Origin of the sequence: Enterobacter cloacae complex sp. 6730903 (assembly GCF_048283985.1) — a bacterium.
GTDB classification, from domain to species: Bacteria; Pseudomonadota; Gammaproteobacteria; order Enterobacterales; family Enterobacteriaceae; genus Enterobacter; species Enterobacter hormaechei_C.
In genome coordinates this window covers 41,101-54,727 of the sequence record NZ_JBLVXX010000007.1, presented here as the reverse complement: position 1 = coordinate 54,727, position 13,627 = coordinate 41,101, and the positions used below count along the sequence as shown (strand labels likewise).

Annotated in this window: 12 protein-coding genes; 5 read left to right on the top strand and 7 right to left on the bottom strand. The window is 55.8% G+C overall.

Annotation, left to right across the window (positions count from 1 at the left end; translation table 11 throughout):
- Positions 1-52: 52 nt before the first annotated feature.
- The 5 genes from surA to apaH are packed head-to-tail and all read left to right on the top strand — an operon-like array spanning position 53 to position 4,377.
- Entirely contained in the window at positions 53-1,339 is a 1,287-nt protein-coding gene (surA, locus tag ACNQ0W_RS05365; protein ID WP_047051347.1) for a peptidylprolyl isomerase SurA, read from the top strand.
- A complete protein-coding gene (gene pdxA / locus ACNQ0W_RS05360; protein WP_017694531.1) occupies positions 1,339-2,325 on the top strand; it encodes a 4-hydroxythreonine-4-phosphate dehydrogenase PdxA in 987 nt (328 codons plus the stop codon). The genes surA and pdxA overlap by 1 nt, the downstream gene beginning before the upstream one ends.
- Positions 2,322-3,143 (top strand): 16S rRNA (adenine(1518)-N(6)/adenine(1519)-N(6))-dimethyltransferase RsmA, encoded by an 822-nt coding sequence (gene rsmA, locus ACNQ0W_RS05355; RefSeq protein WP_003856423.1) that lies wholly within the window; start codon positions 2,322-2,324, stop codon positions 3,141-3,143. Before pdxA ends, rsmA begins: the two co-directional genes overlap by 4 nt.
- Positions 3,144-3,146: 3 nt before the next feature.
- Positions 3,147-3,524 carry a Co2+/Mg2+ efflux protein ApaG gene (gene apaG, locus ACNQ0W_RS05350; RefSeq protein WP_003856425.1) on the top strand — a complete coding sequence of 126 codons (378 nt, stop codon included), beginning with the start codon at positions 3,147-3,149 and terminating at the stop codon, positions 3,522-3,524.
- Between the two features lie 4 nt (positions 3,525-3,528).
- Positions 3,529-4,377, top strand: a complete 849-nt coding sequence (apaH, locus tag ACNQ0W_RS05345; protein WP_116329841.1) for a bis(5'-nucleosyl)-tetraphosphatase (symmetrical) ApaH — start codon at positions 3,529-3,531, stop codon at positions 4,375-4,377.
- Between the two features lie 38 nt (positions 4,378-4,415).
- On the opposite strand, the gene folA is transcribed toward apaH, so the two are convergent.
- The 7 genes from folA to dapB form a co-directional block, all read right to left on the bottom strand.
- On the bottom strand, positions 4,416-4,895 hold the full coding sequence (gene folA, locus ACNQ0W_RS05340) for a type 3 dihydrofolate reductase (RefSeq protein WP_003856431.1): 480 nt from the start codon (positions 4,893-4,895) through the stop codon (positions 4,416-4,418).
- A 114-nt stretch (positions 4,896-5,009) separates the two neighbouring features.
- Complete coding sequence (kefC, locus tag ACNQ0W_RS05335; RefSeq protein ID WP_417933174.1) at positions 5,010-6,875, bottom strand: glutathione-regulated potassium-efflux system protein KefC; 1,866 nt, start codon at positions 6,873-6,875, stop codon at positions 5,010-5,012.
- Positions 6,868-7,398, bottom strand: coding sequence for a glutathione-regulated potassium-efflux system oxidoreductase KefF (gene kefF, locus ACNQ0W_RS05330; protein ID WP_062932375.1), 531 nt, complete (start codon positions 7,396-7,398; stop codon positions 6,868-6,870). The genes kefC and kefF overlap by 8 nt, the downstream gene beginning before the upstream one ends.
- 105 nt (positions 7,399-7,503) lie before the next feature.
- Positions 7,504-7,737 carry a YgdI/YgdR family lipoprotein gene (locus tag ACNQ0W_RS05325; protein ID WP_003856439.1) on the bottom strand — a complete coding sequence of 78 codons (234 nt, stop codon included), beginning with the start codon at positions 7,735-7,737 and terminating at the stop codon, positions 7,504-7,506.
- Positions 7,738-7,919: 182 nt separating this feature from the next.
- Positions 7,920-11,144 (bottom strand): carbamoyl-phosphate synthase large subunit, encoded by a 3,225-nt coding sequence (gene carB / locus ACNQ0W_RS05320; RefSeq protein WP_023315370.1) that lies wholly within the window; start codon positions 11,142-11,144, stop codon positions 7,920-7,922.
- 18 nt (positions 11,145-11,162) lie between these two features.
- The gene (gene carA / locus ACNQ0W_RS05315) at positions 11,163-12,311 is read right to left on the bottom strand and encodes a glutamine-hydrolyzing carbamoyl-phosphate synthase small subunit (protein WP_062932376.1); all 1,149 of its coding nucleotides are present in this window, start codon (positions 12,309-12,311) and stop codon (positions 11,163-11,165) included.
- Between the two features lie 454 nt (positions 12,312-12,765).
- Positions 12,766-13,587, bottom strand: coding sequence for a 4-hydroxy-tetrahydrodipicolinate reductase (dapB, locus tag ACNQ0W_RS05310; protein ID WP_062932377.1), 822 nt, complete (start codon positions 13,585-13,587; stop codon positions 12,766-12,768).
- Between the last annotated feature and the right edge of the window lie 40 nt (positions 13,588-13,627).

Here is a 13,627-nt window from a genome sequence, read left to right as displayed (position 1 = left end):
GTGCTTGATTTACAACGTAATCCGCTTTGCGGTTAATTGAAATGGAAAAAGTATGAAGAACTGGAAAACGCTGCTACTCGGTGTCGCTATGGTTGCGAATACCAGCTTCGCGGCCCCACAGGTTGTCGATAAAGTCGCGGCTGTGGTTAACAACGGCGTCGTGCTTGAAAGTGACGTTGACGGTTTGATGAAATCTGTAAAGCTCAACTCGGGCGAAGCAGGTCAACAGCTTCCGGATGACGCTACGCTGCGCCACCAGATCCTGGAACGTCTGATCATGGATCAGATTGTTCTTCAGATGGGCCAGAAAATGGGTGTGAAGATCTCTGACGAGCAGCTCGATCAGGCGATCGCCAACATTGCAAAGCAGAACAACATTACCCCGGACCAGATGCGTAGCCGCCTGGCCTATGACGGCATCAGCTACGCCACCTACCGTAATCAGATCCGTAAAGAGATGCTGATTTCAGAAGTGCGTAACAATGAAGTCCGCCGCCGCGTCACCATCCTGCCGCAGGAAGTGGATGCCCTGGCAAAACAGGTGGGGAATCAGAATGATGCCAGCACCGAGCTTAACCTGAGCCACATCCTGATCCCACTGCCGGAAAACCCAACCTCCGATCAGGCGGCTGAGGCGGAAAGCCAGGCGCGCGCTATCGTTGAGCAGGCGCGCAATGGCGATGACTTTGGCAAGCTGGCGATCACCTATTCCGCTGACCAGCAGGCGCTGAAAGGCGGCCAGATGGGCTGGGGCCGTATTCAGGAGCTGCCATCCCTGTTTGCCCAGGCGCTGAGCACGGCGAAGAAAGGCGACATCGTCGGTCCAATCCGTTCCGGTGTGGGCTTCCACATTCTGAAAGTGAATGACCTGCGCGGCCAGAGCCAGAACATTTCGGTTACCGAAGTACATGCGCGTCATATCCTGCTTAAGCCGTCTCCGATCATGACTGACGATCAGGCTCGTGCGAAGCTGGAACAGATCGCCGCAGACATCAAGAGCGGTAAAACCACCTTCGATAAAGCGGCAAAAGAGTTCTCTCAGGATCCTGGCTCTGCAAACCAGGGCGGTGACCTGGGTTGGGCGGCAGCGGATATTTACGATCCGGCTTTCCGCGATGCGTTAATGAAGCTGAATAAAGGCCAGATGAGCGCGCCGGTACACTCCTCCTTCGGCTGGCATCTGATCCAGCTGATGGACACGCGCAACGTGGATAAAACCGACGCGGCGCAGAAAGACCGTGCGTATCGCATGCTGTTTAACCGTAAGTTCTCTGAAGAAGCCGCAACCTGGATGCAGGAACAACGCGCCAGCGCTTACGTGAAAGTGTTGAGCAACTGATGATACCGCATCGTGTTGTGATCACCCCCGGCGAACCCGCCGGGATTGGGCCTGACCTTGTGGTTCAGCTCGCCCAGCGCAGCTGGCCGGTAGAGTTGGTTGTCTGCGCAGATGCAACACTGTTACAAGACCGGGCAGCCTTGCTCGGTCTGCCTTTAACGCTCCTCCCTTACGTTGAAGGCCAACAGCCCGCACCGCAGCAGGCGGGTACTCTCACCCTGCTTTCTGTTCCGCTCCGTGCGCCTGTTGTCCCCGGTGAGTTACACACTGAAAACGGCCACTACGTTGTCGAGACGCTGGCGCGCGCCTGTGACGGTTGCCTTCAGGGCGAATTTGCCGCCCTGATCACCGGTCCGGTGCATAAAGGCGTGATCAATGACGCGGGCATTCCGTTTACCGGGCATACCGAATTTTTCGAAGAGCGTTCGCACAGCCCGAAAGTGGTGATGATGCTGGCAACCGAAGCAATGCGCGTTGCGCTGGTAACAACGCACCTGCCGATCAAAGCCATTCCGGATGCCATTACGCCTGAACTCCTGCGTGAGATCATTGGCATTTTGCATCACGATCTGCAAACCAAATTCGGCATTCCGCAGCCGCATGTGCTGGTTTGCGGCCTGAATCCGCACGCGGGTGAAGGCGGACATATGGGCACCGAAGAGATCGACACCATCATTCCGGTGCTTGAGGAGATGCGGGCGAAGGGGATGAACCTCAGCGGGCCACTGCCTGCCGACACCCTTTTCCAGCCCAAATACCTGGATAATGCCGACGCCGTACTCGCGATGTACCACGATCAGGGTCTGCCCGTGCTAAAATACCAGGGCTTTGGCCGCGGGGTGAATATCACCCTCGGTTTACCCTTTATTCGAACGTCCGTTGACCACGGTACTGCGCTGGATCTGGCAGGCCAGGGAAAAGCGGATGTCGGCAGTTTTATTACGGCGCTTAATCTCGCCATCAAAATGATTGTTAATACTCAATGACTAATCGAGTCCATCAGGGCCACTTAGCCCGTAAACGCTTCGGGCAAAACTTCCTCAACGATCAGTTTGTGATCGACAGTATCGTTTCTGCCATTAATCCGCAGAAAGGCCAGGCCATGGTCGAAATCGGCCCGGGTCTTGCCGCGCTGACCGAGCCGGTAGGCGAACGCCTCGACGAACTGACCGTTATCGAACTCGACCGCGATCTGGCCGCGCGTCTGCAAACACACCCGTTCCTCGGGCCGAAGCTGACGATTTATCAGCAGGATGCGATGACCATGAACTTCGGCGAACTGTCAGAAAAAATGGGACAGCCGCTGCGCGTGTTCGGTAACCTGCCGTACAACATCTCCACCCCGCTGATGTTCCATCTGTTTAGCTATACTGATGCCATTGCCGACATGCACTTCATGTTGCAAAAAGAGGTCGTTAACCGTCTGGTTGCAGGGCCGAACAGTAAAGCGTATGGTCGTTTAAGCGTGATGGCGCAATATTACTGCAACGTGATCCCGGTATTAGAAGTACCGCCTTCCGCGTTCACGCCGCCGCCAAAAGTAGATTCTGCGGTTGTGCGCCTGGTGCCACATAAAACGATGCCGTACCCGGTCAAAGACCTGCGCGTGCTGAGCCGTATCACGACAGAAGCCTTTAACCAGCGCCGTAAAACGATTCGTAACAGCCTTGGCAATCTGTTTACCGTTGACGTATTAGCTGAGCTGGGCATCGACCCGGCAATGCGTGCGGAAAATATTTCCGTAGAGCAGTACTGCAAGCTGGCTAATTACATCAGCGACAATGCGCCGCCGAAGGAGAGCTAAGCCATGATTGATTCGCCCCGCGTCTGTGTTCAGGTTCAAAGCGTCTACATTGAGTCCCAATCCACACCGGATGAAGAACGCTTTGTCTTTGCTTATACCGTAACCATTCGCAATCTGGGGCGGATGCCTGTGCAACTGCTCGGGCGCTACTGGCTTATCACCAACGGCAATGGCCGTGAAATTGAAGTCCAGGGCGAAGGCGTGGTCGGTGAACAACCCCATATCGCCCCTGGCGAAGAGTATCAGTACACCAGCGGCGCGGTAATTGAAACGCCGCTGGGTACCATGCAAGGCCATTATGAAATGGTCGATGCCGACGGCAATGCTTTCCGCATTGCTATTCCCGTATTCCGTCTCGCCGTACCTACACTTATTCATTAATCTAATGTCTACATATCTGATTGGCGACGTTCACGGTTGCTACGATGAACTGATCGCATTATTAAAACAGGTCGACTTCACCCCCGGGCAGGACACGCTCTGGCTGACGGGCGACTTAGTGGCGCGCGGTCCCGGTTCCCTGGACGTCCTCCGCTATGTCAAATCGCTGGGTGACAGCGTGCGCATGGTGCTGGGCAACCACGATCTGCATCTGCTGGCCGTATACGCCGGGATCAGCCGTAATAAGCCGAAAGATCGCATTACCCCCCTGCTGGAAGCACCGGATGCCGATGAGTTGCTCAACTGGCTGCGTCGCCAGCCGCTGCTACAGATTGACGAAGAGAAAAAACTGGTGATGGCGCATGCCGGCATCACGCCTCAGTGGAATCTTGAGACGGCAAAAACCTGCGCGCGCGACGCCGAAGCGGTGCTGGCGAGCGACTCCTACCCGTTCTTCCTTGATGCGATGTACGGCGACATGCCAAATAACTGGAGTGATGACCTCAGCGGCCTGGCACGACTGCGTTTTATCACCAATGCTTTTACGCGCATGCGCTACTGCTTCCCGAACGGGCAGCTGGATATGTATTGCAAAGATACGCCGGAAAATGCGCCTGCGCCGCTTAAGCCGTGGTTTGCCATTCCTGGCCCCGTGACTGACGAATACAGCGTGGTATTTGGCCACTGGGCCTCGCTGGAAGGAAAAGGCACCCCGGAAAATATCTACGCGCTGGATACCGGATGCTGCTGGGGTGGGGATTTAACCTGCTTACGCTGGGAAGATAAAACTTACTTTGTGCAGCCATCCAACCGACAGCTGGACTTAGGTGAGGGTGAAGCGGTCGCTTCCTGAGGATGTTTATCCTCTCCCACCGGGAGAGGATAAAACCATTAACGACGTTCCAGAATTTCGAAGCAGTAGCTGTGCGAGTTCTGCGCATCCGCATCGTGAAACTCACTGAATACGGACTCCCACTCGTCCGGATCGTAATCCGGGAAATGGGTATCCCCTTCCACTTCCGCATCAATGTGCGTCAGATACAGTTTCTGCGCTTTAGGCAGGAACTGCTCATACACACGCCCCCCGCCGATCACCATGATCTCTTCGGCATCGCCGCAGGCGGCAATTGCTTCATCAACGGACTTAACCCACTGAACGCGATCGTCAGTGCCCGGCTGGCTACTGATCACAATATTCTTACGACCCGGCAGTGGACGACCAATCGACTCCCAGGTAAGGCGGCCCATCACTACCGGCTTGTTTAACGTAGTACGTTTAAACCATGCGAGATCGGCAGGCAGGTTCCACGGCATGGCGTTTTCCATGCCGATAACGCGGTCTACCGCCAGCGCTGCAATCAGACTGATCATTGAAAATTTCCCGGATGCAAAAAATTGCCGCCACTATACGGAAAGCTTAATCTTTCGTCGACTGGCGGCAGGGTAAAGAATTAGAAATTTTTTAATATTGCTGGCAACTCCACTTCACGCAGAGGGTTTACTCTCTGGTTCATCCGCAGGATCACCGGTATGCTTGCCCTCTTCCGTTCCTTGCCAGCCGTGGCGCTGAACCAGCGACAGGTGATTTCGATCCTCGTTGATGATCTCCGTCAGCATGGTGCTGGTGCGTTTAAACACCGCAGCGCGTTCGGTTGCCGTACTGCTCGCCATCGCCACCATCTCTTCCACCATCTCATGATTAAAACGGCGGAACAGATCGGCACGCTCACGCGCTTCATACGCGCCAAGTCCCAGGCTTTCCAGCGCCATGCGGCCAGATTTAAGCGCCCCTTCGAAGGTTTCACGTTCAGGGGCTGCCACACCCGCCTGACGCAGCTGGATGTAATGATCCACATCGCGCGCACGGGAGATAATGGTCAGATGCGGAAAATGCTCTTTAACCAGCTCAACCATCTGCATACTGGTCTCTGGATCGTCAATGGCATTAATCAACACCTCGGCTTTCGCCGCCCCGGCGGATTCCAGCAGATCAACTCGGGTCGCATCACCGTAAAACACTTTCATATCGAATTTACGCAGCGTATCGACATGGTCAGGATCGTGATCGAGGATAACCATTTTGACTCCGCTGGAGAGCAGTAAACGGCCAGTAATCTGCCCGAATCGGCCAAATCCGGCGATGATCACCCGCGGCTGCTCCTCGTCGATCTCATCGGCTTCTCGCTCCTGTTCGCTTCCCGCTTTCTCCAGACGCGTCAGCAGCACCAGCAGGATCGGCGTTGCGGCCATCGACAGCGCAACCGCCAGCGTCAGCGCTTTTGCCCATTCCGGATCAAGTACATTTGCCATCTGCGCTGCGCCAAAGACCACGAAAGCAAACTCACTCACCTGCCCCAGCAGCACGGCAAACCAGCGGCGTTGCGGTTTTGGCACATTTAACGGGCGGGCAATCAGCCACAGCATCGCCATTTTAATGACCAGGAAACCCACCAGCAGAATGATGATGCGCAGCGGATGGGTTACCAGCGTCCCAAAGTCGATAGACATCCCGACGCCGATGAAAAACAGCCCCAGCAGCAATCCTTTAAACGGCTCGATATCGCTTTCCAGCGCGTGACGGTATTCGGAGCTTGCCAGTAAGACCCCCGCGAGGAAGGCGCCCATTGCCATCGACAGCCCGGCCTCTTCCAGCAGCAATCCAAAACCAAACACCAGGAATAACGCAACGGCGCTGAATACTTCGCGCAGGCCAGAGCGAGCCACAAAGCGCAGCAGCGGACGCGTTACGTAGCGACCAAGCAGAACAACCAGCGCCAGCGCACCGGCAACCTTCAGCGCTGATAAGGCAAATGCTCCCAGCGTCGTTGATGCGCCGCTGGCTGCCAGCAGCGGGATCATCGCCACCAGCGGGATGGCGGCAATATCCTGGAACAACAGTACGGAGAAGGTGCTGCGCCCCATTTGCGACACCGTCAGATTACGCTCGTTCATTGCCTGCATGGCAATCGCCGTCGAGGAGAGCGCCAGCGTCATGCCGATCAGCTCTGCGACTTTCCACTCCATCCCCAGCAGAATGCAGAACCCGCCCAACAGCAGACCGCAGGCCAGCATTTGCAGGGCGCCTCCGCCAAACACCGAGGCGCGCAGTTTCCACAGCCGCTGCGGATCCAGCTCCAGACCAATCACAAACAGCATCAGCACCACGCCGATCTCCGCAAAATGCAGGATCGACTCGGCGTCCGTCACCAGCCGAAAGCCCCAGGGGCCAATCACACATCCGGCAATCAGGTAGCCGAGCACCGAGCCCAGCCCCAGACGAACCGCCACGGGCACAATTAATGCCGCCGCGCCGAGGTAAATCAGCGCCTGTATCAGCGTATGGCTATCCATTGTGCGCCTCCTGCCACTCAAGTAAGCGTTGTTTGTAGTGACGAGCCTGCGCCTGCAAGGTTTCATCGTCGCAGACAAAGGTACAGTGCATCGTAAAAGGCGGAAGCCAGTTCAGACCGCAGTACAGGGCAGTAGCCTGGAGCGGCTGCGCCAGCACGTCAAATCCGGGGAAGGTGCCAATCTCAAAGTGGCTTTCCCCCCCGCCGGTGGTAACAGCCCACATCAGGCTTTTGCCATGAAGCGCGTTGCCGTTGTGTCCGTATGCCCAACCGTGGGAGAAAACTTTGTCGATCCACAATTTCAGCAGCGGAGGGGTGCTGTACCACTGCATCGGATGCTGCCAGACGATCAGATCGGCACGGGAGAGCGCCTCCTGTTCGGCGGCGACATCGATATTAAAATCGGGATAGAGTTGATAGAGGGAACGTATCTCTACGTTTTCGAGCGTCCTTGCCTGCTCAAGCATCCGCTTATTCGCATGCGAATGCTGCGGATAGGGGTGCGCATAAATTATCAGAATCATTGAGTAGCCTGTTGTTTTACCGCTTTCTTTTACCAGAAGAGTGTAGACAGTAATTCAACAGGCTAATAGTGAATATTATTGACGGGCTAACGTCAGAAATCTGAATTAGTTATCCAGCTCGCCCATTGATTTAACCTGGTCACGGTTAATCTGTTCAGTTTGACCGGTTTCGGCGTTTTTGTACGATACCAGACCGGTATCGTCATCCACCTGCGGTTTCCCGTCAGTAACAATCGTTTTGCCATCGGTGGTTTTTACGGCCTGATTGGACGAACAGCCCGCCACGGTGAACATTGCGGTGGCAGCCAGAACGGAAGCGATCAGTAGTTTATTTTGCATGGTGTTTTCCCCTGCTCTCAGTTGAATTTTCGTTATCGACCTAACCATTTTAGGCTAACTGACTGAAAGCGGATGAAAAACCAGAAGGTTCTTAAGATGGGTAAAGAAAACCACAGGGCGGGTAAGCGAAGCGCCACCCGCCATTTGCCCGGCGGCGCTAACGCTTGCCGGGCCTGTGCAGATTACTTGCTAATCTGAGCGTGCATTTCCTGCACCGAAATCACCTTCTCGGTGGCATCCGCATTCAGCGCCATGGCCGTCGCGAAACCGCCGTTCAGGGTGGTGTCGTAATGCACTTTGTACTGGAGCGCGCTGCGGCGAATCAGCTTGGAGTCTTCAATCGCCTGGCGACCTGCGGTGGTGTTAATGATGTAGGTGTACTCGCCATTCTTAATGCGGTCCTGAATGTGCGGACGACCTTCATGCACTTTGTTCACCAGACGCGGGTTGATACCCGCTTCACCCAGCACAATCGCCGTACCGTGAGTGGCGTCCAGCTCGAAGCCCTGTTTCAGCAGCTTGGCGGCCAGGTCAACCACGCGCTCTTTATCGCCTTCGCGAACGGAGAGCAGCGCACGGCCTGATTTTCTCATGGTGGAGCTACTGCCCAGCTGCGCTTTGGCAAACGCTTCGGCGAAGGTACGGCCCACGCCCATCACTTCCCCGGTAGAGCGCATCTCTGGCCCTAACAGCGGGTCAACGCCCGGGAATTTGTTGAACGGCAGCACCACCTCTTTCACCGAGTAGTACGGCGGGATGATTTCTTTCGTGACGCCCTGCTGAGCCAGCGTCTGGCCAGCCATCACGCGCGCCGCCACTTTCGCCAGCGGAATACCGGTCGCTTTAGAGACGAACGGCACGGTACGCGCCGCACGCGGGTTGACTTCAATCAGATAGACTTCGTTGTCTTTAACCGCGAACTGAACGTTCATCAGGCCGCGAACCTGAAGCTCGAAGGCCAGCTTCTGCACCTGCTGGCGCATCACGTCCTGAATCTCCTGGCTCAGGGTGTACGCTGGCAGAGAACAGGCGGAGTCACCGGAGTGCACGCCCGCCTGCTCGATGTGCTCCATGATGCCGCCAATCAGCACCATTTCGCCGTCGCAGATGGCATCCACGTCGACTTCAACCGCGTCGTCGAGGAAGCGGTCGAGCAGCACAGGCGCATCGTTGGAAACGCTCACCGCCGTCTGGAAGTAGCGACGCAGGTCCGCTTCGTCGTAAACGATTTCCATCGCGCGACCGCCCAGTACGTAGGATGGACGCACCACCAGCGGGTAGCCAATCTCTTTCGCTTTCTCAACGGCCATTTCAATTGCGGTCACGGTGGCGTTCGCCGGCTGTTTCAGCTTGAGACGGTCAACCGCCTGCTGGAAACGCTCGCGGTCTTCCGCACGGTCAATCGCGTCCGGGCTGGTGCCGATAACCGGTACACCTGCTGCTTCCAGCGCGCGCGCCAGCTTCAGCGGAGTCTGGCCGCCGTACTGCACGATCACGCCTTTTGGCTTCTCGATGCGCACGATTTCCAGCACGTCTTCCAGGGTAACCGGCTCGAAGTAGAGGCGGTCGGAGGTATCGTAGTCGGTCGAAACGGTTTCCGGGTTACAGTTGACCATGATGGTCTCGTAACCGTCTTCACGCAGCGCCAGTGAGGCGTGTACGCAGCAGTAGTCAAACTCGATGCCCTGGCCGATACGGTTTGGACCGCCGCCCAGCACCATAATCTTGTCGCGGTCGACGGACGGGTTCGCTTCGCACTCGTCTTCATAGGTGGAGTACATGTACGCGGTATCGGTCGAGAACTCTGCCGCACAGGTGTCCACACGCTTGTAAACCGGGTGCAGGTCATACTGGTCGCGCAGCTTGCGGATTTCCGCTTCACGCACGCCCGCCAGCTTAGCCAGACGCGCATCGGCGAAGCCTTTACGCTTCAGCATGCGCAGGAAGTCTGCGTCCAGGCCGTTGATGCCCAGCTCCGCCACTTTCTCTTCCAGACGCACCAGCTCTTCAATCTGCACCAGGAACCAGCGGTCAATGTTAGTCAGGTTAAATACGCCGTCGACGGACAGGCCCGCGCGGAAGGCATCGGCGATGTACCAGATACGCTCTGCGCCCGCGTCTTTCAGCTCGCGGCGGATTTTGGTCAGTGCTTCCGGGTCGTCCAGGCTGACTTTCGGGTCAAAGCCGGTCGCGCCCACTTCCAGGCCGCGCAGCGCTTTTTGCAGGGATTCCTGCTGCGTGCGGCCAATCGCCATGACTTCACCAACGGATTTCATCTGGGTGGTCAGACGGTCGTTGGCGCCGGCGAATTTCTCGAAGTTAAAGCGAGGAATTTTAGTCACAACGTAGTCGATGGACGGTTCGAAGGACGCAGGGGTGCGGCCACCGGTGATGTCGTTCATCAGCTCGTCGAGGGTATAACCCACCGCCAGTTTCGCCGCCACTTTCGCAATCGGGAAGCCGGTGGCTTTGGAGGCCAGCGCGGAGGAACGGGACACGCGCGGGTTCATTTCGATAACAATCAGACGGCCGGTTTTCGGGTTCACCGAGAACTGCACGTTAGAGCCGCCGGTTTCCACGCCGATTTCACGCAGTACCGCCATCGAGGCGTTACGCATGATTTGGTACTCTTTGTCGGTCAGCGTCTGAGCTGGCGCAACGGTGATGGAGTCGCCGGTGTGGATCCCCATCGCGTCGAAGTTTTCGATGGAGCAGACGATGATGCAGTTGTCGTTTTTATCACGCACCACTTCCATCTCGTACTCTTTCCAGCCAATCAGCGATTCATCAATCAGCAGCTCTTTGGTTGGGGAGAGATCCAGGCCGCGCTCGCAAATCTCTTCAAACTCTTCGCGGTTGTAGGCAATGCCGCCGCCGGTGCCGCCCATGGTGAAGGAAGGGCGGATGATGCACGGATAACCCACTTCAGCCGCAACGGCCAGCGCTTCTTCCATATTGTGCGCGATACCGGAACGTGCGGTGTCGAGGCCGATTTTCTTCATGGCCACGTCGAAGCGGCGACGGTCTTCTGCTTTATCAATCGCGTCGGCGGTCGCCCCGATCATGGTCACGCCAAACTCTTCCAGCACGCCCTGACGCTCCAGCTCCAGCGCACAGTTCAGCGCCGTCTGGCCGCCCATGGTCGGCAGCACCGCGTCCGGACGCTCTTTCTCGATAATTTTGCGTACCACTTCCCAGTGAATCGGCTCGATGTAGGTCGCATCCGCCATTTCCGGGTCGGTCATGATGGTGGCCGGGTTAGAGTTCACCAGGATGACGCGGTAACCCTCTTCACGCAGGGCTTTACACGCCTGCGCGCCGGAGTAGTCAAATTCACAGGCCTGGCCGATGACAATCGGGCCAGCGCCAAGGATCAGGATGCTTTTTATGTCTGTACGTTTTGGCATGGTCTTCTCAGCTCCTGATTATTTAGCGGTCTTACGGTATTGCTCGATAAGTTCGATGAAGTGATCGAACAGCGGTGCGGCATCGTGTGGGCCCGGGCTGGCTTCAGGGTGACCCTGGAAGCTGAACGCAGGCTTATCGGTGCGATGGATACCCTGCAAGGTGCCATCGAACAGTGATTTGTGCGTCACGCGCAGGTTAGCCGGCATCGTCGCTTCATCCACAGCGAAGCCGTGGTTCTGCGCGGTGATCATCACCGTGTTGTTGTCGATATCTTTCACCGGGTGGTTACCACCGTGGTGGCCGAACTTCATCTTGACGGTGTTCGCTCCGCTCGCCAGCGCCAGCAGCTGATGACCGAGACAGATGCCGAATACCGGGATATCGGTTTCCAGGAAGGACTTGATGGCGTCGATAGCGTAGTCGCACGGCGCCGGGTCGCCAGGACCGTTAGAGAGGAAGATGCCGTCCGGGTTCATCTTCAGAACCTCTTCCGCAGATGTTTGTGCCGGGACGACCGTCAGGCGGCAGCCACGGTCAACCAGCATACGCAGGATGTTGCGCTTGGCGCCAAAATCATAGGCCACCACGTGGAACGGCAGCTCGCTTTCCGGTTTCGCTTCCGGCAGGTCGCCTTCCAGCGTCCAGCTTCCCTGCGTCCAGCTGTAGGCTTCAGCGGTGGTCACTTCTTTCGCCAGGTCCATACCGTTCAGTCCCGGGAAGGCTTTCGCTTTTTCCAGCGCCAGCGTCGCATCGAGGTTATCCCCTGCGATGATGCAACCGTTTTGTGCACCCTTCTCGCGCAGCAGACGCGTCAGCTTACGGGTATCGATATCGGCAATCGCCACAATGTTATGGCGCTTCAGGTAAGAAGAGAGGTCTTCGGTGTTGCGGAAGTTGCTGGCAATCAGCGGCAGGTCACGAATGACCAGGCCTTGCGCATGTACCTGAGAGGATTCTTCGTCAGCCGCATTGGTGCCGACATTGCCGATATGAGGATAAGTAAGAGTAACGATTTGGCGAGAATAGGAAGGATCAGTGAGGATTTCTTGATAACCGGTCATTGAAGTATTGAAAACGACTTCCCCAACCGCCGAACCCGTTGCCCCTATGGCCCGACCGATAAACTGGGTTCCGTCTTCCAGAACCAATAGCGCTGACTTAATCAAAACACCCTCCAGAGAATATTCACTCACTTTATTTGCATATTAATTCATAACCATGTCATGGATCAATGCAAATGTGTTGCCAGCGGATTTTTGGCAAACGGCGGCATTCTGGGGATTTGCTATGTAAAAGTCAACTTAAAACGGGAGTTTTGTATATTCTTTTGCAAGCCTGGCATCTGGATTGGGGTTTAATGGACAAAAAGATCAGGTAAATCATTCCGGAAAACGCTTGCGCGGCAGGTTTGTTAGAATTTTAGAGAGATGCGCGACAAAAAGTGGACCAGATGGTCAAAATTTACATATATTTCACAGAAAAATGGCACAACAATAAGCTTTATGCCGTCTAAGCGTTATTTTTTATCTAAAACGGATAAAATAAGAGGGCAATAAATTATTGCCCTATGCAATCAAGGAATTACGACTGCAATAACCACATCACGATGGGTAATATCGCTTACAAATTATTGAGATCAAGCACATCTCGCATATCAAAAAGACCCTTTTCCTTCGCATTAAGCCACAAAGCGGCACGAACTGCACCATTCGCAAACGTCATGCGGCTTGACGCTTTATGGGTGATCTCAACACGCTCGCCAATATCGGCGAACATCGCTGTATGTTCGCCGACGATATCGCCTGCACGAACGGTTGCGAAACCAATTGTCCCAGGCACGCGTTCGCCGGTATGTCCTTCACGGGTATAGACCGCGCACTCTTTTAAATCTTTATCAAGTGCATGAGCAATCGCTTCGCCCATCGCCAGCGCCGTGCCTGATGGAGCATCAACTTTATGGCGGTGGTGTGCTTCAACAATCTCAATGTCGGTATAGTTGCCCATCACCTTCGCTGCCTTTTCCAGCAGTTTCAGCATGACGTTAACGCCGACGCTAAAGTTCGCAGCGAAGACAATCGCAATCTCAGTGGACGCGTCCTGAATGGCCTGTTTACCGGCATCATCGAAACCAGTGGTACCAATCACCATCCCTTTACCGTGCTGACGGCAAAACGCCAGATGAGCCAGCGTGCCTTCCGGACGGGTAAAGTCGATGAACACGTCAAAGTCTTCTTTCACCGCCTCAAGGCTGCTCTGCACGGTGACGCCTGTCTTGCCCGCGCCCGCCAGCTCGCCTGCATCGGCTCCCAGCAGGGATGAACCTTCACGCTCCAGCGCCGCGCCGAGTGCCACGCCATCCATCTGTAGTGCCGCCTGAATCAGCTGGCGGCCCATACGTCCACCCGCGCCCGCAATAGCAACGCGGATCTGTGCATCATGCATAGTTATTCTCTTACGTTAAAATGATGTAAACCGTTTTCAG

Excerpts from the sequence above, each read along its gene's own strand:
- dapB (WP_062932377.1), bottom strand. The coding sequence starts at position 13,587 with ATGCATGATGCACAGATCCGCGTTGCTATTGCGGGCGCGGGTGGACGT.
- folA (WP_003856431.1), bottom strand. The coding sequence starts at position 4,895 with ATGATCAGTCTGATTGCAGCGCTGGCGGTAGACCGCGTTATCGGCATG.
- pdxA (WP_017694531.1), top strand. The coding sequence starts at position 1,339 with ATGATACCGCATCGTGTTGTGATCACCCCCGGCGAACCCGCCGGGATT.
- ACNQ0W_RS05325 (WP_003856439.1), bottom strand. The coding sequence starts at position 7,737 with ATGCAAAATAAACTACTGATCGCTTCCGTTCTGGCTGCCACCGCAATG.
- rsmA (WP_003856423.1), top strand. The coding sequence starts at position 2,322 with ATGACTAATCGAGTCCATCAGGGCCACTTAGCCCGTAAACGCTTCGGG.
- surA (WP_047051347.1), top strand. The coding sequence starts at position 53 with ATGAAGAACTGGAAAACGCTGCTACTCGGTGTCGCTATGGTTGCGAAT.
- carB (WP_023315370.1), bottom strand. The coding sequence starts at position 11,144 with ATGCCAAAACGTACAGACATAAAAAGCATCCTGATCCTTGGCGCTGGC.
- apaG (WP_003856425.1), top strand. The coding sequence starts at position 3,147 with ATGATTGATTCGCCCCGCGTCTGTGTTCAGGTTCAAAGCGTCTACATT.
- apaH (WP_116329841.1), top strand. The coding sequence starts at position 3,529 with ATGTCTACATATCTGATTGGCGACGTTCACGGTTGCTACGATGAACTG.
- kefF (WP_062932375.1), bottom strand. The coding sequence starts at position 7,398 with ATGATTCTGATAATTTATGCGCACCCCTATCCGCAGCATTCGCATGCG.
- kefC (WP_417933174.1), bottom strand. The coding sequence starts at position 6,875 with ATGGATAGCCATACGCTGATACAGGCGCTGATTTACCTCGGCGCGGCG.